Raw genomic sequence first — 23,084 nt, forward strand, 5'->3', positions numbered from 1 at the left:
AACGAGTACAAGAAGGCCGACAGCGACCACCTCCTGGAGACCACCGGCCGCGAGCTGCGCAAGCTCATGAGCTGGGTCAACGACGAGGACGCGTAGCGGCACACCGCCCAGGACGTCCGGCCCCCGGTGCGCGAAGGCGCCCGCGGGGACCGGGCGCCGCGCCGGACACGGCGCGGTACCCGCGATGCGCCGGCCACAGCCGTCGGCGCAACCGGTCGCGTCGCCGCCGTGGTGTGCGGGTCAGCGGAGACCCGGGACGAGAATTCAGTCCACTTTTCTCGGATTGGACTTGGTTCGGCCGTGATTGGCGTCGATATCTTCGCGGTATGCGTATCCACGTCGTAGACGCCTTCACCGACCGCCCCTTTGCCGGAAACCCTGCGGGCGTGTGCCTGCTCGATGCCGGAGACTGGCCTGACGCCGCCTGGATGCAGCAGGTCGCCGCCGAGCTGAATCACTCGGAGACCGCCTTCGTGCGGCAGCTCCCCGCCGACGAGGACGCCGACTGGGAGATCCGCTGGTTCGCCCCACTCGTCGAGACCAATCTGTGCGGCCATGCCACACTGGCCGCTGCGCACACGCTGCGACGGGAGCGGGGGGTGGTCGGCGCGCTGCGGTTCCGCAGCCGGTTCAGCGGCATCCTCACCGCGCATGCGCACGAGGACGGCAGCATCACCCTGGACTTCCCGGCCGCGCCCGGCACTGAAGTCCCGGTGCCGGAGGGCTTGTCGGAGGCCCTGGGAGTGAAGCCGGAAGCCACCTTCCGTACCGGTGCGCTCGGGGACCTGCTGACCGTCCTGCCCGACGAGGCCACCGTCCGGGCCGTGACGCCCGACCTCGACGCGGTGGCCGACCTGACCCGTCGTGAAGGCCTGCGCGGCGTCATCATCACGGCCCCGGCGCCCGGACCCGGCCTGGAGTACGACTTCGTCTCCCGCTTCTTCTCACCTGCCGAAGGCATCCTTGAGGATCCGGTCACAGGCAGCGCCCACACCGCCCTGGCCCCCTACTGGTCGGCGCGGACGGGCCGCGACGGGCTCACCGGCCTGCAGGTATCCGCGCGCACCGGCCTTGTCAGGACCGCCGTGCACGGTGACCGCGTCCACCTCACCGGGTACGCGGTCACCGTCCTCGACGGAACGCTGCACGTCTGAGGAGCCGAGTCCGGCGGACCGGGTGAGGGCCACCCCCGCGCCCGCGGCCGGCATGGCACACCTCGACCTCCGCCGGCCCCGTCGTCCGCGGATCGTGGGGCGACCTCGCCGGATAGCCTGGGCCAATGCTCACCGAAGTCACAGCGACCCGCTACGTCACGCCCCTGCGGGAGGGTGGATCGCTCCCCGGGATCGTCGAGGCCGACGACCTCGGCACGTACGTCATGAAATTCACCGGCGCCGGACAGGGGCGCAAGACGCTGGTCGCGGAGGTCATCTGCGGGCAGCTCGGCCGTCGGCTCGGGCTGCGGGTCCCCGACCTCGTACAGATCCAGCTCGACCCGGTCATCGGGCTCGCCGAGCCCGACCAGGAGGTGCAGGAGCTCCTGAAGGCCAGCGGCGGGCTCAACCTCGGGATGGACTTCCTGCCCGGCTCGATCGGCTTCGACTCGCTCGCCTACCAGGTCGACCCGCGCGAGGCCGGACGGGTCGTCTGGTTCGACGCGCTGATCAACAACGTCGACCGGTCCTGGCGCAATCCGAACATGCTGGTCTGGCACGGCGACCTGTGGCTCATCGACCACGGCGCCACCATGATCTGGCATCACAACTGGCCCGGCGCCCAGGCGTCCGCCGCCAAGCCGTACAACGCCTCCGACCACGCGCTCGCCCCGTTCGCACCCGACATCGCCGCGGCCGCCGCCGAGCTGGCCCCGCTGGTCACCGAGGAACTGCTCACCGAGGTCGCCGCCGACGTCCCCGACGAATGGCTGGTGGACGAACCGGGCTTCGACACCACCGACGAACTGCGCCGGGCCTACGTGGAGGCGCTGCTGCCGCGCGCCGCGACCATCCACGAGCGGATCACGATGGAGGGCCCCACCGAGCCCAAGCCGTCCCAGGCCCCCGGCTGGCTCACCGAACACCTCACCCCCTGGCCGCACCCCACCAAGAAGAACGACAAGGACGGCCGGCGTTGAGCGAGCGCGATGTCTTCGAGTACGCGCTGCTGCGCGTGGTGCCGCGGGTGCAGCGCGGCGAGTTCTTCAACGCGGGCGTGGTCGTCTACTGCCGTGCGCGGGGCTTCGTGGCCGCCCGCACCCATCTCGACGAGACCAAGCTGATGGCCCTGGACCCCACCGCCGACGTGACCGGCGTACGGGCCGCCCTGCACGCCGCCGAGGGAGTGTGCCGCGGCGGCACGGACGCGGGCCAGGCGGCCGGTGACGACGCCGGCCGCCGCTTCCGGTGGCTGATCGCGCCGCGCTCCACCGTCGTCCAGCCGAGCCCCGTGCACAGCGGCCTCACGGCCGACCCGGCGGCCGAGGTCGAGCGGCTGCTCGAACTACTGGTGCGCTGATCCGCCGCCCGAGGCGCCGCCCGTGACCACGGTCCGGGCGGCGCCGCGGGGTGTGACATGCGTCCCGGCGGCCGTGGGCCGTTGACACCGGGTGCCAGGGCTTCTAGCGTCTCGTCTGCTGAAGGTACTAAGCGGTTGCTCAGCTATTGGGAAGGCTCCACGCGCACGAGATTCCGCGCCGGGGCCCCCGACGTCCGCTGAGCGGCGATCCAAGGGCGAGGAGAACCAAGCATGTCCACCACCGAGCAGCGCGTCGCCATCGTGACCGGAGCGGCGCGGGGCATTGGCGCCGCCACCGCGGTACGCCTGGCGGCCGAGGGCCGCGCCGTCGCCGTACTCGACCTCGACGAGGCGGCCTGCAAGGACACCGTCGAGAAGATCACCGCCGCCGGCGGCACCGCCCTCGCGGTCGGCTGCGACGTGTCGGACAGCGCCCAGGTGGAAGCCGCGGTCGCGCGCGTCGCCGCCGAGCTCGGCGCCCCGACGATCCTCGTCAACAACGCGGGCGTGCTCCGCGACAACCTGCTCTTCAAGATGACCGAGTCCGACTGGGACACCGTGATGAACGTGCACCTCAAGGGCGCGTTCCTGATGGCCAAGGCCGTTCAGAAGCACATGGTGGACGCCAAGTTCGGCCGGATCGTCTCGCTCTCCTCCTCCTCGGCGCTCGGCAACCGGGGCCAGGCCAACTACTCCGCCGTCAAGGCCGGTCTCCAGGGCTTCACCAAGACCCTCGCCAAGGAGCTCGGCAAGTTCGGCATCACGGCCAACGCCGTGGCTCCCGGCTTCATCGTCACCGAGATGACCGCGCAGACCGCGGCCCGGGTCGGCATGGGCTTCGAGGAGTTCCAGGCCGCCGCCGCCACCCAGATCCCGGTGCAGCGGGTCGGCCACCCCGAGGACATCGCCAACGCCATCGCCTTCTTCACGGGCGACGAGGCCGGCTTCGTCTCCGGTCAGGTCATGTACGTCGCCGGCGGACCGCTCAACTGACCCGAAGGGCTACGGACATCATGACTGTGCAGGACAGCGGGAAGGTCGCGCTCATCACGGGCGCGAGCCGGGGCATCGGCTACGGCATCGCCGAGGCACTGGTGGCCCGCGGCGACCGGGTCTGCATCACCGGACGCGGCGAGGACGCCCTCAAGGCGGCCGTCGAGCGGCTGGGCGCCGACCGGGCCATCGCGGTGCCCGGCAAGGCGCACGACGAGGCGCACCGGGTGGTCGCCGTCGAGCGCACCATGGAGGCGTTCGGCCGGGTCGACTTCCTGATCAACAACGCCGGGACGAACCCGGTCTTCGGCCCGATCGCGGAGCTCGACCTCGACGTGGCCCGCAAGGTCTTCGAGACGAACGTGCTCTCGGCGCTCGGCTTCGCGCAGCTGACCTGGAAGGCCTGGCAGAAGGAGAACGGCGGGGCGATCGTCAACATCGCCTCGGTCGCCGGGGTCTCCGCCTCGCCCTTCATCGGCGCGTACGGCATCAGCAAGGCGGCCATGGTCAATCTGACCCTTCAGCTGGCGCACGAGTTCGCGCCGGTCGTCCGGGTCAACACGATCGCACCCGCGGTCGTGAAGACCAAGTTCGCCCAGGCGCTGTACGAGGGCCGTGAGGAGGAGGCCGCGGCCGCCTACCCGCTGGGCCGGCTGGGAATGCCGGAGGACATCGGGGGGGCCGCCGCGTTCCTCACATCCAGCCAGTCCGACTGGATCACGGGACAGACCCTGGTGGTCGACGGCGGAATTTTCCTGAATGCGGGCGTGGGCTGAGAACAGCCTGAGCGGATTTGGCCCTGATTGACTCAAGTGCCCTGTCGGGCCTGTGGATTGACCCGACGGGGCACTGCGGTATGGTCTGCCGACCCATGGCTGATCGAGGAGCGTTCACGTGTTCTACCGGGCCAGTCTGCAGGCCGCTGCAGCCCTTGCTTCCCTTTCTCTGCTGGCAGGCTGCGGACTTCTTTCCGACAGCGGCTCGAAAGCCGAGCAGAAGATTGTTGTCGGTACGACCAGTGAGCCCTCCACCCTCGATCCGGCGGCGGCGTGGGACAACTCCTGGGAGCTGATGCGGAACGTCTTCCAGACCCTGGTGAGTTTCCCCACCGGCAGTACGAGCCCCGAGCCCGATGCCGCGGAATGGTGCAAATTCACCGACACCACCAGCACCTCCTACCGGTGCAAGCTCCGCGAGGGTCTGAAATTCTCCAATGGGGACAAGATCGACGCCGAGGCAGTGAAGTACTCCATCGACCGGATCTCGGAGCTCAACGTCAAGGGCGGCCCGGTCGGCATGCTCGGCTCGCTCGACCGGGTCGAGACCAAGGGGGACGACATGGTCGTCTTCCACCTCACCAAGCCGGACGCGACGTTCCCCTTCATCCTCGCCACGCCGGCCATGTCGCTGGTGGCCCCCAGTGACTATTCGAAGCACAAGATACGCGGCGACGGAAAGATCACCGGATCCGGTCCGTACCTCCTTGATTCGTACAAGCCGGGAAACCGGGCGGAACTGGTGAAGAACCCCGACTACAAGGGATTCGCCAACCGCAAGAACGACGCGGTGACGATCCGCTACTTCAAGGATTCCGTCACCGTGGTCGGGGCCCTGAAGAAGAACAGCATCGACGCGATCTACCGCGGCCTCACCGCCGAGGACGTCGTCGACCTGGAGAACAACCGGGACCAGGACAGCCACCTCCAGATCGTCGAGTCGGTCGGCGCGGACATCCGCTTCCTGGTCTTCAACCCCGAGGACCCGGCGGCCGGGAATGTGGCCGTACGACGGGCCATCGCCCAGCTCGTCGACCGTGACGCCCTGGTGGCGAAGGTCTACCAGGGCACGGCCGAGCCGCTGTACTCCATGGTCCCCAAGGGCATCGCGGGACACACCACCAGCTTCTTCGACAGCTACGGCGAGCCGGACAAGGCCAAGGCCAAGCGGATCCTGACCCGGGCCGGCATCACCAAGCCCGTCAGCATGACGTTCTGGTTCACGACCGACCGGTACGGCTCCTCCACGGCCCTGGAGTTCGACGAGCTGAAGCGGCAGCTGGAGAGCTCCGGACTGTTCCGCATCACGCTGAAGAGCAAGCCCTGGAAGGAGTTCCAGGAAGGCTTCAACAAGGGCCAGTACCCCGTCTTCGGCCGCGGCTGGTTCCCGGACTTCCCGGACCCGGACAACTTCATCGCCCCGTTCGTCGGCAAGAACAGCGTCACCGGCATGCCGTACATCAAGAACGAGATCACCCAGGAGCTGCTGCCGCAGACCCGCAAGGAGAGCGACCGGGGCGCGGTCAGCAAGCAGTTCGAGCGCGCCCAGAAGATCCTGGTCGACGACGTGCGGATGCTGCCGCTGTGGCAGGGCAAGCTGTACGTCGCCTCGGGCGAGGACATCGGCGGCGGCGAGCGCGCCCTGGACCCGCAGGTCGTCATGCAGATGTGGGAGTTCTACCGCAAGGCCAGCTGGTAGGCGGGAGGCGGACCGGCGGGGCGCGTTGTCAGTGGCCCCCGGTAGGTTCTCGGTTGAAAAGCTGATTGCTTACCGGAGGTTGTTGAAGTGACCGACACCGACCTGCTGCCCGAGTCCTGGCGCGGCGTCCTCGGCGAAGAGCTGCAGAAGCCGTACTTCAAGGAGCTCACCGAGTTCGTCGAGGAGGAGCGGGCCAAGGGGCCGGTCTACCCGCCGCGCGACCAGGTGTTCGCCGCGCTGGAGGCCACGCCCTACGACAAGGTGAAGGTCCTCGTCCTCGGCCAGGACCCGTACCACGGCGAGGGGCAGGGGCACGGGCTGTGCTTCTCCGTGCGGCCGGGTGTGAAGACGCCGCCGTCCCTGCGGAACATCTACAAGGAGATGAAGGAGGAGCTCGGCCTGCCGGTCCCGGACAACGGATACCTGATGCCGTGGGCCGAGCAGGGTGTGCTCCTGCTCAACGCCGTGCTGACGGTCCGCTCGGGCGAGGCCAACTCGCACAAGGGCAAGGGCTGGGAGAAGTTCACCGACGCCGTGATCCGCGCGGTCGCGTCGCGCCCCGACCCGGCGGTCTTCGTGCTCTGGGGCAACTACGCCCAGAAGAAGCTCCCGCTGATCGACGAGGAGCGCCATGTGGTGGTGAAGGGGGCGCACCCCTCGCCGCTCTCGGCCAAGAAGTTCTTCGGCTCCCGTCCGTTCACGCAGATCGACGAGGCCGTGGCGGCACAGGGCCACGACGCCATCGACTGGCGCATCCCCGACCTGGGCTGAGACGGCGGCTCCCGGCCCCGGCCGGCGACGGGCGTCCGGCGGGATCGCGGACAAGCCTCGGGGCGCCCGCCCGAGCCTCAGCGGGATCGGGGCCGGCTGCGGCTAGCGTCGACGGGGAACGGGGGGACGGGAGCGCAGGGAGGTCGCAGTGACGGAGCAGCGGGAGGCGTTCAAGGACGCCGTCATGACCAGGATCGGCCAGGCGATCATGCTGCTGCACGCGGGAGACCGCGAGGAGGCCCGCAATCGTTTCGGCGAGCTCTGGTCGGAGATCGGCGAGGACGGTGACGCCCTGCACCGGTGCACCCTCGCCCACTACATGGCCGATGCCCAGGACGACCCCGGTGATGAACTTGCCTGGGACCTCCGGGCGTTGACCGCGGCCGGCGGGCTGAGTGACGAGCGTGCGGCGCAGCACCCCGACGCGCCGGCGGTGCGGGCCTTCTACCCCTCGCTCCATCTCAATCTCGCGGCGGACTACGTGAAGCTCCGGCGCCCCGATGCCGCCCGGATCCATCTGGACCGGGCGCGCGCCGCTTCCGGGGTGCTCGCCGACGACGGGTCGGACGACGGGTACGGAAAAGGGGTGCGCGCGGCGATCGAGCGCCTGGAGCTGCGGCTGCGCGAGCTGTGAGGGTGGCCCGTCCACGGTGGACGGGCCACTGCTCGTTTCTCCCGTCCGGGCTCAGTGGCCGTAGGTGTCGTCGCAGATCCGGGACTGCGGGCTGCCCGCGGGCCAGCGCCCGTACCCTCTCCCCAGCGCGCAGACGTCACTCCCGGCGACCGGGGCGGGCAGGGCCGGGGCCGGTACGGTCGCGGCGGGCGGGGTGCCGTGCGGCCGGGGCCGAGGGGCGGCCGGGCGCCACTGCTGACGGGGTGCGCGGGGCACGGAGCGCCGGGTGTCCGGCGGTGCGGCCCGGGCGAGGCGGGAGGCGGAGGCGGACGGCGTGGGGGCCGGTACGGCCCCCAGGGAGTCGTGGACCGGAGGCAGCACGATCTGCGGCGTCAGGTCCTGGGCCGGCCCACTGACCCGGGGCCGGGGCGGAACGTCGGGTTGCGGCTGCACGGACACACAGCCCGACAGCGCCGTGACGGCGACGCCCATCAGGAGGTTCACGGTGATTCTGGTTCGTTGCACCTGATCAACTCTGCTGTGCGGAGCCGGCTCCGGGGTGCCGGGGGAGAGGGATTGGCCCGCAAGAGTGACACCGGCCGCCGAGCGCGACGGTCAGTGGAGCGCCCAGCGCGGTCCCAGCATCCCGGAGAGCAGTTCGGCGAAGCCGGTGCGCAGCTCCTCCTCACTCGGTACGGAACGGCTGAACGACCCCGCGGCGCACGAGAACATCAGCCCCTCGCACCAGGCCACCAGGGACAGTGTGTGCCGTTCGGGCTCGGCCGATCCGGCGGCCGTCATCAGCGCCATCAGCGGTTCGCGGAACTGCCGTCCCGTCGTGTCGAAGAACTCCCGCAGCTCCGGGCGTCGGGTGGCCTCCAGGGCCAATTCGTAACGGCAGACGAGCAGTTCGGGATGGCGGGTGAGATAGCGGTGCAGCGCCAGCGCGAGACCGGCGACCAGCCCCTCCGGTCCGGCCACCGGAGCCGGGAGTTCCGCGGGGGCGAGGACCCGCGCCTCGCGTTCCGCGAGCCGTCGTACCGCCGCCTCCAGCAGGGCCTGCCGGGTCCGCGCGTAGTTGGACGTCGAGCCCTGCGGGAGCCCGGCGCGCTCGTCCACCGCGCGGTGGGTCAGCCCGCGCATGCCGCGTTCGGCGAGGAGTGCGAGGGCGGCATCGGCGATGAGATCGGCCCGGGACGTGCCGGTCGTGCGTGTGGACATGGGGCCAACCTACCTTCGCAACTACATCCGTAGTACGGTGAAGCTGTCACTACGGGTGTAGTTCCGGTGCTGCGGATCCCGGATCTCCGGCTTGCCGGAGCCCGGGAGCACCGGGGTTCGCGGATTGCTGGAGGAGTCATGGACAAGCCCCACGCCGTCGTCATCGGCAGCGGGATCGGCGGCCTCACCGCGGCGGTGGCCCTGCACGGCTGCGGCTGGCGGGTCACGGTCCTGGAGCGCGCGGCCTCGCTGGAGCCCGTCGGGGCCGGCATCTCCCTCGCCCCCAACTCCCAGCGTGCCCTGGACGTGGTCGGCCTGGGCGACGAGATCAGGGCCCTCGCCGCCTGGCAGGGCGAGGGCGGCTTGCGTACTCCGGGCGGCCGCTGGCTCTCCCGTACGGACAGCGCCGTCGCGGCCGAACGGTTCGGCGGCTCGATCGTCCTGCTGCACCGGGCCACCCTCGTCGACCTCCTCCTGGCCCGGCTGCCCGACGGCACCGTCCGCACCAGTACCGCGGCGGAGCTGCTGGACCCGGGGACGGCAGCCGGCCCGCCCGCCGTGGTCGGCACGGCGGCCGGGAGCATCGAGGCCGACCTCGTCATCGGCGCCGACGGCATCAACTCGGCCGTGCGACGCGCACTCTTCCCGGACCACCCCGGACCCTCGTACGCCGGATTCACCACCTGGCGCATCGTCGTCCCCGCGCCCGAGCGGCCCTTCGCCCCGCACGAGACCTGGGGGCGCGGCGCCCTCTGGGGCACCCAGCCGCTCAAGGACGGCCGGATCTACGCCTACGGGGCCGCCGTCGCCCCGGCCGGGGCCCACGCCGCCGACGACGAGAAGGCGGAGCTGATGCGCCGGTTCGGCAGCTGGCACGACCCGATCCCGGCGATCATCGCCGGCGCCGACCCCGGCCAGGTGCTCCGCAACGACGTCCACCACCTGATCGATCCCCTGCCGTCCTTCCACCGGGGCCGCACCGTACTTGTGGGCGACTCCGCGCACGCGATGGCGCCGAACCTCGGCCAGGGAGGCAACCAGGCCATCGAGGACGCGATCGTGCTCGCCCACCGCCTGACGCCGGGCGGTGACCTCGGCGCCGGGACGGCGGCGTACACCGCCGACCGGCTGCCGCGCACCTCGGCCATCGTCCGCAAGTCCGCCCGGACCGCGCGTCTGATGCGGCTGACCAGCGCTCCCGCCGTCGCGACCCGTGACGCGCTGCTCTCCACCGTCTCGCGCTTCGGTCCCGCCCTCGTCCTGCGCACCTTCGACGGGACGGCAGACTGGCGGCCGCCGCAGCACACGTATGCTGCCCCTCGCGAGGCGGACACCGAGCCGGTGGACGCCGAACAGTGAGAGGGAGACCCCTGTGAAGGTCGGCTGCATCGGGCTCGGCGACATCGCGCAGAAGGCATATCTGCCGGTTCTGACCACCCTGCCCGGGGTCGAACTGCATCTGCAGACCCGTACGCCCGCCACTTTGACCAAGGTCGCCGAGGCCCACCGCATCCCGGCCGGGCAGTGCCACACCGACCTCGCATCGCTGATCGCCCAAGGGCTGGACGCCGCGTTCGTCCATGCCCCGACGGACGCGCACCCGGAGATCGTTGCCCGGCTGCTGGAAGCCGGCGTCGCCACCTACGTCGACAAGCCGCTGGCCTATGAACTCGCCGATTCCCAGCGGCTGGTGAGCCTGGCCGAGGAGCGCGGAACGAGCCTCGCCGTCGGCTTCAACCGCAGGGTCGCGCCCGGCTACGCGCAGTGCGCCGAGCACCCGCGCGAGCTGATCCTCATGCAGAAGAACCGGGTGGGCATGCCGGAGGACCCGCGCACCATGGTGCTCGACGACTTCATCCATGTCGTCGACACCCTCCGCTTCCTGGCGCCGGGCCCGGTCGAGCACACCGTCGTGCAGGCCAGGATCCGCGAGGGCCTGATGCACCATGTCGTGCTGCAGCTGTCCGGTGACGGATTCACCGCCATCGGCACGATGAACCGGCTCAGCGGCTCGACGGAGGAGCGGCTGGAGATCTCCGGCCAGGACACCAAGCGCGAGGTCGTCAACCTCGCCGAGGTGATCGACCACAAGGGGCAGCCGAGCGTGCGGCGGCGCGGCGACTGGGTGCCGGTGGCCCGCCAGCGCGGCATCGAGCAGAGCGTGCTCTCGTTCCTGGACGCGGTCCGCGCCGGAAAGGTACTGAGCGCCGAGGACGCCCTGCGGACACACGAACTGTGCGAGCGCGTTCTGCTCGACCTGGACTGCGCCTGAGAGCTGCCCGGCGGCTTCCGGATGCGTCGGGACCCGCTCCGATGCAGGCTGGGGTGATGGACCACCGGCCCGTGGAGGTGACCTCGTGAGACCTCACGACGAACCGAAGGGCTGGGGGGCGCTTCAGCCGCCGCCGGGCTACTACGCGGCCGACGGGCGGCCGCCGGACACGACGCAGCGCGGTCTGATCCTCGACTGGGCGGTCAACCAGCGGATCGCCGGGGGCTGGCGGGTGGAATCGCGCTGCGGAACACAGGCCGTCATGGTCCGGGGAAACCCGCTGAACCATGTGCTGCACGCCATCCTGATGGTCTTCACCTGCTTCCTCTGGGGCGCCGTGTGGCTGGTGCTGGCGGTGACCAACAAGGTCGAGCGGGTCTCGCTCACTGTGGACGCCCGGGGCGACATCGTCTCGGTGAACGGCCCCGGATAGCCCCGGACGAGCCCGACGCGGCTGCTCGCGTCCGGCTCATGGTCCCGAGCGGGCGACCGGCTCCGCGGCCGCGGTGGCCGGCTCGCCGATCGCCCCGGCCGGCCCGACCCGGTCACGCCCCATGAGGGACCGGGCCGCTCCGAACGCGCAGTACAGGGCCGGCACCGCCGCCGCCACCTGCACCGGCCAGTCGCCCAGCCGCACATAGAGCGTGGTGCCCGTCGCCAGCGGTACGTCGAACACGGCGGCTCCGCTCGCGTCCGTACCGAGCGGAGCCCCGACCCGCGCGCCCTGCGGCCCGTACACCGTGCTGACGCCGGTGAGCGTGGCATGCACCATCGGGCGGCCGTTCTCGGCGGCCCGCAGTGCCCCGAGCGAGGCATGCTGCGCGGGCGCCCAGCCGTGCTGGAACGAGGAGGTCGACGACTGGGCGATCAGCAGTTGCGCGCCGTCCCGGGTGAGCCGGCGGCTCATGTCGGGGAACGCGGACTCGAAGCAGATCAGCGGCCCGACGCGCAGTCCGTTCCCGCCATCGGCCCCGGGCAGCGACATCGTCACCTGCCGGGTGCCCCGCAACCGGTCCTCGCCGGCCGCCCGGCCCATGGAGACGACCCAGCCGAGCGCCGAGCGTGCCGGGACGTACTCGCCGAACGGCACCAGCCGCATCTTGTCGTAGCGGTCGCCGGTCAGCCCGTCCGGACCCACCAGGACCGCCGACTTGAAGATCCCCGTCCGGCCCGATCGGTCGGTCTGCCGGGCATCCGCATTGACCAGCACATCCGCGCCCACCCGGCGCGAGAGCGCGGCGATCCTGGCGGTGACGTCCGGGCGCGCGGCGAGATCCACCCCCACACTGCTCTCGCCCCACACCACCAGATCGAGATCGCGCCCGGCCAGCGAGCCGGTCAGCCGCTCACTCACGGCGAGCCGGCGCTCGGCGCTGTCCATCCCGCTGAACACACCCGGCTGTACGACGGCGATCCTGGCCACTCCCGACTCCTCGGGCTGCGGCGCCCACTTCGCCATCGCCCCCACGGCCAGACCGCACACCACGATGCCCACCGAGGCCACCGCACGGGCGGCGGAGGCCACGAACAGCAGGGCGACAGCGGTGTTCACCGCCACCACCACGAGGCTCACCAGCCACACCCCACCCACGGACGCCACCCGGAGCGCGGGGGCCACCTGCCACTGGCTCGCACCGAGCAGCCCCCAGGGGCCGCCGAGCGCCTCCCAGGAACGGGCCAGTTCGATCATCAGCCAGCCGCAGGGCACCACGACGACCGCGCAGACGACGGCCGCGGCGGACACCGGACCGCCCAGCATCCGGAAGACCAGCAACCCCCACGGAGCCCACAGCAGGCCGAGCAGGGCCGCCAGGACCAGGATGAAGACATGGAGGCTCGGCATCAGCCAGTGATGCACCGCGAGCAGGTAGCCGGTGCCGCCGAGCCAGCCGTCCAGCGCCGCCCGGCGACCCGAGCCGGCGGACCGGATCAGGAGCAGCCAAGGAACCAGACCGACACCGGCGAGCCACCACAGGGCAGGGGCGGGAAACGCGAGCGAGGGCAACGCGCCCGCGAGCAGTGCCAGCCAGCCGTGCCACCGGCCGGACCGTGGCATCCGCGACCACTGTCCGCTCCGACCGGCCGGAATCCGCATGCCGCGCCTCCTCGTCCCGCCTGATGAGCAGTCTGCCCCCTTGCTCCCGGCTCCGCAGTTCCTGCCCGGCGCGGGAAAGCGGAAGCACCGGAGGCCCGGCTCAGCCCGCGGGGGAGGGGGCTGCCCGGCCGCGCCACTTCTCGTGGACGGTCACGGTACGGATCCGCCAGCCGCCGTCCGTACGCGACAGCGAGAACGCGTACCGCCCGCCGGAGAAGAAGTTCGGGGCGGTCGCCGGTGCCTCCGGCCCCCTCGCACCGTCCGCGGCGGTCTCCAGACGCATCGGGTTCAGATAGTCGGCCCACACCTCGGCGAGGTCGCCCGGGTAGCCGCCGAGGTCCTGGAACTCGATCCGGCGGTTGACGACCAGATGCTGGCGTACGGGGAAGAGCCGCATGGTCCTCGCCAGCCACTCGGCGACCTCGTGCACCGGCCCCTCGACACCACCGGCACCGCGGTAGTCGGCACGGCCGTCCGCCGTGAACAGGGCCCGGTAGTCCGCCCATTCACCGTCGTCCACCGCCACCGCGTAGCCGGTGATCACTGCATCGATGGCCAGCCGGTCCATCACGGTCGCGAGGTCCACGCGCTGCGTCATCGGGTCAGTGTCCGCCCGCCGGCGTGCGAGGCCAAGGGGCGTGCACGCACGGCGGGGCGGGGCGGCGGTCAGCAGGGCACCACGGCAACCGGGCCGAGTGCGTGGGTGAGCGTGGTCTGCGCGACGGGGGAGAGCCCCAGCCCGAGGGACTCGCCGCCCCGGCGCCGCCCGATCACGGTCAGCGCCGAGGTCGCCGAGGCCGTGACCAGGGTGCGCGAGGCGGAGCCGCCGACCGGCTCCTTGACGACCTCGACCTGCGGGTACTTCTCCCGCCAGCCGGCGGTGAGCTCCGCGAGGGTGCGTTCGGCGGCGTTCGCCACCGCGTCCCGGTCGAAGACGGGGCCGCCGGAGAGCATCGAGGAGAACATCGTCCAGCCGTGCACGATCCGCAGCCGCGCACCTGGCCGGGAGGCGGCGGTCTCGAAGGCGAACTCCAGCACCCCCTCGCTGCTCTCGTCGGCGGCCACCCCCGCGACGATGTCGGAATGTGTTTCCTCCGGCGCGTCCTCGTCCGACGGCCCGCCGTGGACCACGACCACGGGGCACGAGGCCATCGACGCGACGGCCAGGCTGTTGGAGCCGAGCAGCAGGGACCGGAATCCGCCCAGACCGCGTGAACCGACCACCACCAGCGAGGCGTTCCGGCTGAGCGAAGTGAGCGCCGCCGAGGGGAAGTCCAGCGGTGTCAGCGTCGACGGGTGCAGCTCCGGAGCGAGCTCGGTGACCCGGCGGACGGACCGGTCGAGCAGCTCCTGCGCCTCGCGCCGCAGCGTCTCCTGCTCGACGCGCCGGTCGGGCGTACGGGCGTGCACGATCGTCAGCCCGAGCCCCCGGCGTGCGGCTTCGTGGGCGGCCCAGTCGAGTGCCTCGCGGCTGTGCGACGAGCCGTCGACCGCGGCGATCACGGGACGGTCTGTGCTGGTCATGATTGCCTCCAGGTTCCGGCGGTGGATGTCCCAGGCTGGTACGCGTGAACAGCGAACGGCAGGGACTTTCGACCCTATCTGCCCGGAAGATCCAGGACGCACCGCCACCCGTGTCGGGCAGTGAGGCGTACCTCGGTCCTTGGCCCTCCCCTCGGGGCGGACCCGGAGGCGGCCGGCCCGCGAGGGCTCCTGTGCGCAGGGGGCACGGCGACGGTCGCGGGCATCGAGGAGCACCTGGCGCGCCGATGACGGGCATGGGGCCGCGAGGGCGGGGGAGGGTTCCGGCCCCGGCGAGTGTCAGTGCCGGGTGCGATCCTGCCCCCATGGACGAGCTGATGCGGCAGCGGCGCGTGTACGGCGCCGACCACGACGATCCGGACCCCGGGCCCCGGCCGGGACATGTCTACCGGGAGCTGGTGGGCGGCCCGCTCGACGGCCTGCTGCTCGACGTGACGGGCTGGACGGACCGGGCGCTGCGCGAGGGCGCGGCGCTGAACACGGAGATAGGGCGATTCGGCCCGGGCGGCAGAGCGGAGTACGGGCCGAGGGAAGGCGATCCCGACCGCTGGGACTGGCGGGGCGACACACTCTGACCCGTCGGGGCGGGCCCCGTCCCGGGGCGTACGGGGTGCGGCCGGGCATTGTCGACCACTCCCCGCCCGTGCGCACGGCGGGAGCGGTCCGTCAGGACTGATCGGCCGAACCACTCGATACTGGACGTATGGTACAGAACACGTCCGGGCCACAGGCCCCGCCGACCCTGACCGTCAGGGGCCGGAACGTACGCATCCGCACCATCGGGATCGTGGTTCTGATGGGGCTTGCGATCTGGTTCATCGCCGTGAACACCGGCTCGGTCGCCATCCGGCTGTGGGTCCCCGTCGTCGCCCTGCCGCTCTGGGCGGTGCTGGCCGCGACCCTGGTCGCCGGGGTGGTGCTCGGCGCATACCTCGCCCGACGCCGCGCCAGGCGCTGATCCACCCGGTGGGCCGGCCGGCCCACCGGGACCACGGGACGGTTCAGCCCGCCGACTCACCCGCGTGCGGGCTCAGCACACCGGCGGCCACCAGCACGAACAGCAGCACGCCGAGCAGCACGCGGTAGATCACGAACGGCATGAAGCTCTTGGTCGTGATGAACTTCATGAACCAGGCGATGACCGCGTACCCCACGCCGAACGCGATGACGGTCGCGAAGATGGTCGGCCCCCACGACACATGCCCCTCGCCCGCGTCCTTCAGTTCGAAGACGCCCGAGGCGAGGACCGCCGGGATCGCGAGCAGGAAGGAGTACCGGGCCGCGGCCTCCCGGGTGTAGCCCATCAGCAGACCGCCGCTGATGGTCGCTCCGGAGCGGGAGACGCCCGGGATCAGCGCCATCGCCTGGCAGAAGCCGAAGATCAGGCCGTCCTTCACACCGAGTTCCTTGAGCGTCTTGCGCTCCTTGCCGGCCCGGTGCTTCCCGCCCGCCTCGTCGCGGGCGGCGAGACGGTCGGCGATGCCGAGGACGATGCCCATCACGATCAGCGTGGTGGCGATCAGCCGCAGATCGCGGAACGGGCCCTCGATCTGGTCCTTGAACGTCACCCCGAGCACACCGATGGGGATGGAGCCCACGATGACCAGCCAGCCCATCTGGGCGTCGTGATCGCTGCGCATCGACCGGTCGGTCAGCGAACGGAACCAGGCCGAGACGATCCGGACGATGTCCTTGCGGAAGTAGATGAGGACCGCCGCCTCCGTGCCGATCTGGGTGATGGCGGTGAACGCCGCACCCGGGTCGTGCCAGCCGGCGAAAGCTGCGGTGAGCCGCAGATGTGCGCTGGAGGAGATCGGCAGGAACTCGGTCAGTCCCTGAACGAGGCCCAGGACGAACGATTCGAACCAGCTCATGGGGCTTTGGCCATCCCGGAGGTGATCGTGCATCGGCCGAGGGCGGCGAGAGCCGTCGGCAGCGTGCGCATTGCGGTCAATTGAGGGAAGGGCCGTGATGGGCCCGGAGATCTTCGGTCGGTCGCGGGCAGGGTACCGCCCTCAGATGAACAGCGTTACGCGTACCCCTGGGCCCACCGTCGCGTCCGGGCCGGTCGCCGGGCGCACCGGTTCACTCGGCGGCCAGCCGGTGGCGCTTGCGCCAGGCGACGACGGCCGCGCCGATCCCCGTCAGCACGATGAAGCCCATCGCGGCCAGGAACGCGGGCGACGTCGGCGAGGAGGCCTCGCTGCCCGCGACGACATACGCGGCGGTGTTCGGGATCGAGCCGATCCCGGTGGCGACCAGGAACGGCGGGTACCCCATGCGGGACACCGCCGCGCAGTAGTTGGCCGCCGCGAACGGCACTCCCGGGAACAGCCGCAGCGCCAGCATCGAGCGGAACCCGTGCCTGCTCAACTGGCCGTCCGCCGCCTTGAGCCAGCGCCCCCGCAGCAGCGTACGGAGCGCGTCCTGCCCCAGCACCCTGCCCAGCCCGAACGAGATGCCCGCGCCGAGCACCGTCCCCGCCAGCGCGGCGGCCAGCCCCGCCTGCGTACCGAAGAGCGCGCCGGCGGCGAGATTGAGCAGCGGGCGCGGAACGAAGGCCACGGTGCACACGCCGTACGCGACACCGAAAAGGATCACCGCCACGGCACCACCACTGAGCCGGGTGGGCCAGCCGGTGGCGAGCAGGCGTTGGGGTTCGAGGAGGAGCATCGTCGCAGCGGCGCCCAGCAGCACGGCCACGAGCAGCGAGAACCGGGACCAGGGCGAGAGCAGGGCCCTTGTGCAGCGCACGGCGAGGCCGGTGGCGGGCCGGGCTGCGGGGACGGGGTCGAGCATGCCGGGAGAGTAACCGACGCCGGTGTGTGATCGCCGTATCGCAGGTGGCGGGAACCGGTCCGCCGGCCCCGCGCGCACCGCCCGCACCGATCCCCGGTGCGGGCCGAACTCCCTTGCCGGGACCGCGGCGTGCGCCGGAAAACCATTCGACGCGGCCGGGCCCGTCGGACATGATCGGACCCATGTTCCGGTACGCCTTCCCCGCAGCGCCGTCCGCAGTCGCGGACGCGCCGAAGGCTGCCGTGAACCCCGTCACCGCGGCGGTTGTCGCAGCAGCGCCCACCGCTGTCGCAGCGTTCATCGGCGGCGCCCGAAGCTGACCCTCCCCCGACAGTCCGGCGGACCCCGCAAGGGGAGGGTCGGCCGGGCCCCGGGGTCTTCTCCCTCAGCTTCGAACACCAAGGAATGAACCATGCCCAAGACGGCATACGTGCGCACCAAGCCCCACCTCAACATCGGCACCATGGGCCACGTCGACCACGGCAAGACCACCCTGACCGCCGCCATCACCAAGGTCCTCAGCGACCGGGGGACCGGCACGTTCGTCCCGTTCGACCGGATCGACCGGGCTCCGGAGGAGACGCAGCGCGGCATCACCATCAACATCGCGCACGTCGAGTACGAGACCGACACCCGCCACTACGCCCACGTCGACATGCCGGGGCACGCCGACTACATCAAGAACATGGTCACCGGTGCCGCCCAGCTCGACGGGGCGATCCTGGTCGTCTCCGCGCTCGACGGGATCATGCCGCAGACCGCCGAGCACGTGCTGCTCGCCCGCCAGGTCGGTGTCGATCACATCGTCGTCGCCCTCAACAAGGCGGACGCCGTCGACGACGGCGAGGACACGGTGCTGACCGACCTGGTAGAGCTGGAGGTCCGTGAGCTGCTCTCCGCGCACGGCTACGGCGGGGACTCCGTACCCGTCGTGCGGGTGTCGGGCCTGAAGGCTCTGGAGGGCGACCCGCGCTGGACCGCGGCCGTCGAGGCGCTGCTCGACGCCGTCGACACCTACGTGCCGATGCCGGTCCGGTACACCGACGCGCCGTTCCTGCTGTCGGTGGAGAACGTCCTGACCATCACCGGCCGGGGCACCGTCGTCACCGGAGCCGTCGAGCGCGGCACCGTGCGGACCGGCGACCGGGTGTCGGTGCTCGGGCCGGACCAGGACCTCGAGACCGTCGTCACCGGCCTGGAGACCTTCGGGAAGCCGATGGAGTCCGCGGAGGCCGGCGACAACGTGGCCCTGCTGCTCCGGGGGGTGGAGCGGGACCGGGTCCGCCGCGGCCATGTGGTCGCGGCGCCGGGCAGCGTGACGCCCAGCCGCCGCTTCACCGCGCAGGTGTACGTCCTGTCGGCGCGGGAGGGCGGCCGTACCACCCCGGTCACCACCGGGTACCGGCCGCAGTTCTACATCCGCACCGCGGACGTCGTCGGCGACGTCGACCTCGGAGCGGTGGCGGTGGCGCGCCCCGGCGACACGGTCGACCTGACCGTCGAGCTGGGACGTGACGTCCCGCTGGAGAGCGGACTCGGCTTCGCGATCCGCGAGGGCGGCCGCACGGTCGGCGCCGGAACGGTCACCGGACTGCTCTGAACCGCCGCGCACCGAGGGCCCGCCTCCCGTACCCCACGGGAGGCGGGCCCGCTGCCGTGCGCAAGACTGACGGCATGACAGACACAGCGTTGGTGCTCGGCTCCGGTGGGGTCACCGGCAGTGCGTGGGAGACCGGGATCCTGCACGGGCTCGCGAAGGCGGGCGTGGACCTCGGCGCGGCGGATCTGATCATCGGCAGCTCGGCGGGAGCGGTGGTCGGCGCGCAGCTGGCCTCGGGACTGCTCGGCCTCCCCGGGCTCTACGACCTCCAGCTCGCCGACCCGCAGGACATGACGGGCGGCAGGCTCGGCCCGGCCACGCTGCTGCGGTACGCGGCGGCCGTACTGTCCGCACGGACCCCCGAGGCCTACGGCCGGAAGCTGGGCCGGATCGCGAACGACGCCCGCCCCGGCGTCACCGAGGAGCAACGGCGCGCGGCGATCGCGAGCCGGCTCCTGTCGCCCGAGTGGCCGGGCCGCCCGCTGCTCGTCACCGCCGTCGACGCCACGACCGGTGAACTCCGCACCTTCGACAAGGACAGCGGAGTACCCCTCGCCGACGCCGTCACCGCGAGCTGCGCGGTCCCCGGCGTATGGCCCGTCGCCCGCATCGAGGGGCGGAGCTGGATCGACGGCGGGGTGCACTCCACGGCCAACGCACAGCTCGCCGCCGGATACGGCCGCGTCGTCGTCATCGCGCCCTCGGCCGGCGGCAACAGGGCCATCGCCGCCCCGCGGGCGCAGGCGGCCGCACTCGCCGCGAACGGTGCCCGGGTCGAGGTCATCACCCCGGACACGGCCGCGAAGAAGGCCTTCGGCCGCAACCCCCTCGACCCGAGCCACCGTGCGGCGGCGGCCCGCGCCGGCCTCGATCAGTCGGCGGCGCACGCCGAAGCCGTCGCCGCGGTCCTGAGCAGCTGATCCGGCACCCCACAATGGGGGAGTGAACGACTCGATACCCGTCATCCGGGACGTGGACCAGGGCACCGCGAGACTCCTTCCCGACGTGGACCGGGACCGGGCCTGGCTGCTCACGGTCGACGGCGCGCCCCAGTCCTACGTCGACCTCGACGCGCCGGACCACATCGAGTTCGAGTACGCGCGACGGCTCGCCCATGTCGTCGACTGCGCGGCGGCACCGGGCGCCCAGCTGGACGTACTCCACCTCGGCGGCGGTGCCCTCACGCTGCCCCGCTACACCGCCGCGACCCGGCCCGGCTCCCGCCAGGATGTGGCCGAGGCCGATCTCGGGCTCCTCGAACTGGTCGCCGAACAGCTGCCGGTCCCCGCGGGCAGCGGCATCACCGTGCACGGCACGGACGCCCGTGGGCTGCTGGAACGGACCGCGCCCGGTTCCCTCGACCTCCTGATCGCGGACGTCTTCGGCGGCTCGCGGGTGCCCGCCCACCTCACCTCGGTCGAGTACGCACGGGCCGCCCGCCGTTCGCTGCGGGGCCACGGGATCTACGCGGCGAACCTCGCGGACGGCGCGCCCTTCGGCTTCATCCGCTCTCAACTGGCCACCTTCGCGGCCGTCTTCGAGGAACTCGCGCTGATCGCCGAACCCGCGGTGCTGCGCGGCCGGCGCTTCGGCAACCTCGTCCTGGTCGCCTCCCCGAGCCTCATCCACACCGCTGCGCTCACCCGCCGCTGCGCCGCCGACGCCTTCCCCGCCCGGGTCGAGTACGGTGCCGCGCTGGACCGGCTGGCCGGTGGCGCCGAGCCGGTCGGCGACGGTGAGGCGGTCGCCTCACCCGAGCCGCCCGACGGAGCCTTCAGCATCGGCTGAGGCGGGCCCCAGGTCCTTCCCCGTCGCGACCCCGGCGGTCTCGGGGGCCCGGGCCAGCCGGCGTACCTCCGGTACGAACAGCACGGCCCCGGTGACCAGCACGATCAGCGCCGCACAGCCCCACAGGGCCTCGCTCCGCCCGACCAGCGACTCCACCGGACCGGCGAGCGCGGTGGCCACCGGCATCATCGCCACCGAGCCGAACCAGTCGTACGCCGAGACGCGCGAGAGCTTCTCCTCCGGGATCTCCTGGTGCATGGTCGTCATCCACGAGACCCCGAACACCTCGATGGCGACGCCGCTGACGAACATCACCACGCAGAGCACGCCCACCGGCAACGGCACCGCGAGGCCCGCCGGGGGCAGCGCCAGCGGGAAGACGCAGAGCGTGCCCGCCAGCAGCAGCCGCCGGGGCTTCCAACGTGTCATCAGCAGCGCCCCGCCCAGGGTGCCGGCCCCGAACGCGGCGAGCGCGAAGCCCCAGGGGCGGGCGCCACCGAGCTCGTCCCGGGCGACCAGCGGACCGTACACCGACTCGGCGGCACCCACCGCGGCGACCACCACCGAGAACTGCGCCACGATGCTCCACAGCCAGGGGCGGCCGATGAACTCCCGCCAGCCGTCCCGCATGTCGGCGAGCAGACCGCCGCCCGGCTCGCGCGGGGGGATGTGGCCGACGTCCAGGAACGCGCGCAGCCCACCCGCCACCGCGAACGCCGCGGCGTCGACGGCCAGCACCCAGCCCGGGTCCATCGCCGCGATCATGGCGCCGCCGAGCGCCGCGCCGCCGATCGTCGCGCCCTGCATGGCCATCCGGAACAGCGCGAAGGCACGGCTCGCCTGCTCCCGGCCGACGCTGGACATCAGCATGCCCTCGGCCGCCGGGTTGAAGAACGCCTGCCCGGTGCCGCACAACGCGGTGAGCAGCATCATCTGCCACAGCTTCGGATCACCGGCCAGGACCAGCCAGGCGAACGCGGCCTGCGAGAGGCAGTTGAGGGCGTTCGCCGCGACCATCACCCGGTGGCGCGGCAGCCGGTCCGCGATCGCGCCGCCGATCAGCAGGAAGAGCACCAGGGGCGCGGTCCGGGCGGCGGCCACCAGACCGACGTCGCCGCCGTCACCGCCCGCGTTCAGAACGGCGAACGCCGCCGCGATCAGCGCGCCATGGGTACCAAGGCCCGTGATGATCGCGGCGGCGGTCAGCAGACGGTAGTTGCGGCCGGGATGCGGCAGGCGGGATGCGGCGGCGGTGGTCACCAGGGGACTATCGCCGCCGCACCCCCGCCGTGCCAACTGCTTTCCCGGGGAGGGAACGGGTCAGGGAGCGGGGGTGACGTCCACCAGCCGCACGGTGCTCAGGATCTTCTGGATCGTCGTGTCCGGGAGTTCGTCCTTGACGGAGTCGGCTCCGTACAGGACCCAGGAAGCGAAGTCACCCTTCTTGTTCTTGAAGGTGAAGGCGATGGCCTTGCCGTCGCTGTCGCACTTCTCCTTCTTCGTGACGTTCGGAGCGGTGGCGGTGACGACCTGGCCGGTGAGTCCCGACTTGGTGGTGTACTGCTTGGCGTCGGTGAACTTGATGGTGCTCTGCGGCATGTGCTGCGCGTAGGCGGCCCAGACCCAGGTACCGGCCTCGCTGTGGGCGTTCTTGGCGGCGTCGGTGGCGCCCTGGGCGCCCCTGGTACCGGCGCTCGCGAGGCTCATGTCCTCCTTGACGCCGTCCTTGTCGGGGTCGTCCACGCACCACTTCTTCTGGAAGAACGCCGGCGCGGAGAAGAGGATGAGGGGCGAGCCGTCCCCCTTCTTCTCGTCCTCGAAGTACGAGCCTGTGCCGGGCCTCCCGACCTCCCAGTCGCCGGGCACGTCGAACTGCGTGCCCCACTTGGGGTTGGTGACGACCTTCCAGCCGGGGATGAGGGGCTTGGGATCCCCGTCGTCGCCGCGCGGGTTCGCCTCGGCGGAGGAAGCGGATCCGGACGGCTTGACCGGCGCGGACGACTGCTTGCCGTCGGCGACGTCCTTGTCCTTGTCGTCCTTGTTCATCACGACGACACCGGTCACCACGGCGGCCACGACCACGGCGGTGGCCGCGACGATGGCGACGGCGGTGGTCTTCTTCTTGTTGTTGTCGCCGGGCTGCGGAGCACCGGGCGGACCGGGCACCGCGTACTGCGGCACCGTTGGCTGCTGGTACGCGTTCGGCTGTGCGTAGCCGGGCTGCTGGCCCTGCTGCTGGTACCCCGGCTGCTGTCCGGGCTCGCCCTGCTGCTGATATCCCGGCTGCTGATAGGGATTCGGCTGCTGGTACCCCGGCTGCTGATACGGGTTCTGATTCTGGTCCTGCGGGTTTTGCTCGCCCCCGGGCGGCTGCTGTCCTGGCCACATGGCGAGTAACGAT

General features: G+C 71.7%; 25 protein-coding genes. 16 read left to right on the forward strand and 9 right to left on the reverse strand.

What is annotated here, in order from left to right:
* The first annotated feature begins 326 nt into the window (after positions 1-326).
* The 8 genes from ABZ622_RS33470 to ABZ622_RS33505 all read left to right on the forward strand — a co-directional run bounded on the left by ABZ622_RS33470 (position 327) and on the right by ABZ622_RS33505 (position 7,387).
* Positions 327-1,154, forward strand: coding sequence for a PhzF family phenazine biosynthesis protein (locus ABZ622_RS33470; RefSeq protein ID WP_360549719.1), 828 nt, complete (start codon positions 327-329; stop codon positions 1,152-1,154).
* Between the two features lie 125 nt (positions 1,155-1,279).
* On the forward strand, positions 1,280-2,134 hold the full coding sequence (locus ABZ622_RS33475; RefSeq protein ID WP_360549721.1) for a HipA family kinase: 855 nt from the start codon (positions 1,280-1,282) through the stop codon (positions 2,132-2,134).
* Complete coding sequence (locus ABZ622_RS33480) at positions 2,131-2,514, forward strand: DUF3037 domain-containing protein (RefSeq protein ID WP_360549723.1); 384 nt, start codon at positions 2,131-2,133, stop codon at positions 2,512-2,514. Before ABZ622_RS33475 ends, ABZ622_RS33480 begins: the two co-directional genes overlap by 4 nt.
* Positions 2,515-2,745: 231 nt before the next feature.
* Positions 2,746-3,507, forward strand: coding sequence for a 3-oxoacyl-ACP reductase FabG (gene fabG, locus ABZ622_RS33485; RefSeq protein WP_124719058.1), 762 nt, complete (start codon positions 2,746-2,748; stop codon positions 3,505-3,507).
* A gap of 20 nt (positions 3,508-3,527) precedes the next feature.
* Positions 3,528-4,283: an SDR family oxidoreductase gene (locus tag ABZ622_RS33490; RefSeq protein ID WP_360549725.1), complete on the forward strand. Its 756-nt coding sequence runs from the start codon at positions 3,528-3,530 to the stop codon at positions 4,281-4,283.
* Positions 4,284-4,401: 118 nt separating this feature from the next.
* Entirely contained in the window at positions 4,402-5,982 is a 1,581-nt protein-coding gene (locus ABZ622_RS33495; RefSeq protein WP_360549727.1) for an ABC transporter substrate-binding protein, read from the forward strand.
* 87 nt (positions 5,983-6,069) lie between these two features.
* Complete coding sequence (ung, locus tag ABZ622_RS33500; protein ID WP_360549729.1) at positions 6,070-6,753, forward strand: uracil-DNA glycosylase; 684 nt, start codon at positions 6,070-6,072, stop codon at positions 6,751-6,753.
* Positions 6,754-6,901: 148 nt separating this feature from the next.
* Complete coding sequence (locus tag ABZ622_RS33505; protein WP_360549731.1) at positions 6,902-7,387, forward strand: hypothetical protein; 486 nt, start codon at positions 6,902-6,904, stop codon at positions 7,385-7,387.
* Positions 7,388-7,438: 51 nt separating this feature from the next.
* Here ABZ622_RS33505 and ABZ622_RS33510 read toward each other — a convergent pair whose 3' ends face one another.
* A complete protein-coding gene (locus tag ABZ622_RS33510) occupies positions 7,439-7,891 on the reverse strand; it encodes a hypothetical protein (RefSeq protein WP_360549733.1) in 453 nt (150 codons plus the stop codon).
* A gap of 90 nt (positions 7,892-7,981) precedes the next feature.
* The gene (locus ABZ622_RS33515) at positions 7,982-8,587 is read right to left on the reverse strand and encodes a TetR family transcriptional regulator (protein WP_360549735.1); all 606 of its coding nucleotides are present in this window, start codon (positions 8,585-8,587) and stop codon (positions 7,982-7,984) included.
* A gap of 138 nt (positions 8,588-8,725) precedes the next feature.
* On the opposite strand from ABZ622_RS33515, the gene ABZ622_RS33520 reads away from it, so the two are divergent.
* The 3 genes from ABZ622_RS33520 (at position 8,726) to ABZ622_RS33530 (ending at position 11,292) form a co-directional block, all read left to right on the forward strand.
* Entirely contained in the window at positions 8,726-9,946 is a 1,221-nt protein-coding gene (locus tag ABZ622_RS33520; protein ID WP_360549737.1) for an FAD-dependent monooxygenase, read from the forward strand.
* A gap of 13 nt (positions 9,947-9,959) precedes the next feature.
* Positions 9,960-10,859 (forward strand): Gfo/Idh/MocA family oxidoreductase, encoded by a 900-nt coding sequence (locus ABZ622_RS33525; RefSeq protein WP_360549739.1) that lies wholly within the window; start codon positions 9,960-9,962, stop codon positions 10,857-10,859.
* An 85-nt stretch (positions 10,860-10,944) separates the two neighbouring features.
* Positions 10,945-11,292, forward strand: coding sequence for a hypothetical protein (locus tag ABZ622_RS33530; protein WP_360549741.1), 348 nt, complete (start codon positions 10,945-10,947; stop codon positions 11,290-11,292).
* Between the two features lie 36 nt (positions 11,293-11,328).
* On the opposite strand, the gene lnt is transcribed toward ABZ622_RS33530, so the two are convergent.
* The 3 genes from lnt to ABZ622_RS33545 all read right to left on the reverse strand — a co-directional run bounded on the left by lnt (position 11,329) and on the right by ABZ622_RS33545 (position 14,478).
* Positions 11,329-12,915 carry an apolipoprotein N-acyltransferase gene (gene lnt / locus ABZ622_RS33535; protein WP_360549827.1) on the reverse strand — a complete coding sequence of 529 codons (1,587 nt, stop codon included), beginning with the start codon at positions 12,913-12,915 and terminating at the stop codon, positions 11,329-11,331.
* Between the two features lie 139 nt (positions 12,916-13,054).
* Complete coding sequence (locus ABZ622_RS33540; protein ID WP_360549743.1) at positions 13,055-13,552, reverse strand: nuclear transport factor 2 family protein; 498 nt, start codon at positions 13,550-13,552, stop codon at positions 13,055-13,057.
* A gap of 68 nt (positions 13,553-13,620) precedes the next feature.
* A complete protein-coding gene (locus ABZ622_RS33545) occupies positions 13,621-14,478 on the reverse strand; it encodes a universal stress protein (RefSeq protein ID WP_360549745.1) in 858 nt (285 codons plus the stop codon).
* Between the two features lie 323 nt (positions 14,479-14,801).
* Between ABZ622_RS33545 and ABZ622_RS33550 the strand changes: the two genes are divergently transcribed.
* Together ABZ622_RS33550 and ABZ622_RS33555 are read left to right on the forward strand one after the other, a co-directional pair.
* Positions 14,802-15,071: a hypothetical protein gene (locus tag ABZ622_RS33550; RefSeq protein WP_360549747.1), complete on the forward strand. Its 270-nt coding sequence runs from the start codon at positions 14,802-14,804 to the stop codon at positions 15,069-15,071.
* A 128-nt stretch (positions 15,072-15,199) separates the two neighbouring features.
* Positions 15,200-15,454 carry a DUF1049 domain-containing protein gene (locus ABZ622_RS33555; RefSeq protein WP_360549749.1) on the forward strand — a complete coding sequence of 85 codons (255 nt, stop codon included), beginning with the start codon at positions 15,200-15,202 and terminating at the stop codon, positions 15,452-15,454.
* Between the two features lie 43 nt (positions 15,455-15,497).
* On the opposite strand, the gene ABZ622_RS33560 is transcribed toward ABZ622_RS33555, so the two are convergent.
* Together ABZ622_RS33560 and ABZ622_RS33565 are read right to left on the reverse strand one after the other, a co-directional pair.
* Complete coding sequence (locus tag ABZ622_RS33560) at positions 15,498-16,370, reverse strand: undecaprenyl-diphosphate phosphatase (protein ID WP_360549751.1); 873 nt, start codon at positions 16,368-16,370, stop codon at positions 15,498-15,500.
* A 211-nt stretch (positions 16,371-16,581) separates the two neighbouring features.
* Positions 16,582-17,295: a VTT domain-containing protein gene (locus ABZ622_RS33565; protein WP_360549753.1), complete on the reverse strand. Its 714-nt coding sequence runs from the start codon at positions 17,293-17,295 to the stop codon at positions 16,582-16,584.
* 412 nt (positions 17,296-17,707) lie between these two features.
* Between ABZ622_RS33565 and tuf the strand changes: the two genes are divergently transcribed.
* The 3 genes from tuf (at position 17,708) to ABZ622_RS33580 (ending at position 20,683) form a co-directional block, all read left to right on the forward strand.
* Positions 17,708-18,895, forward strand: a complete 1,188-nt coding sequence (gene tuf, locus ABZ622_RS33570; protein WP_360549755.1) for an elongation factor Tu — start codon at positions 17,708-17,710, stop codon at positions 18,893-18,895.
* Between the two features lie 74 nt (positions 18,896-18,969).
* Entirely contained in the window at positions 18,970-19,815 is an 846-nt protein-coding gene (locus ABZ622_RS33575; protein ID WP_360549757.1) for a patatin-like phospholipase family protein, read from the forward strand.
* A gap of 22 nt (positions 19,816-19,837) precedes the next feature.
* On the forward strand, positions 19,838-20,683 hold the full coding sequence (locus tag ABZ622_RS33580; RefSeq protein ID WP_360549759.1) for a fused MFS/spermidine synthase: 846 nt from the start codon (positions 19,838-19,840) through the stop codon (positions 20,681-20,683).
* On the opposite strand, the gene ABZ622_RS33585 is transcribed toward ABZ622_RS33580, so the two are convergent.
* The gene (locus tag ABZ622_RS33585; protein WP_360549761.1) at positions 20,645-21,943 is read right to left on the reverse strand and encodes an MFS transporter; all 1,299 of its coding nucleotides are present in this window, start codon (positions 21,941-21,943) and stop codon (positions 20,645-20,647) included. The genes ABZ622_RS33580 and ABZ622_RS33585 overlap by 39 nt on opposite strands.
* Before the next feature lie 60 nt (positions 21,944-22,003).
* Positions 22,004-23,071: a hypothetical protein gene (locus ABZ622_RS33590; protein ID WP_360549763.1), complete on the reverse strand. Its 1,068-nt coding sequence runs from the start codon at positions 23,069-23,071 to the stop codon at positions 22,004-22,006.
* Positions 23,072-23,084: the final 13 nt, after the last annotated feature.

Origin of the sequence: Streptomyces sp. NPDC007164, assembly GCF_040634135.1 — a bacterium.
Taxonomy (GTDB): Bacteria; Actinomycetota; Actinomycetes; order Streptomycetales; family Streptomycetaceae; genus Streptomyces; species Streptomyces sanglieri.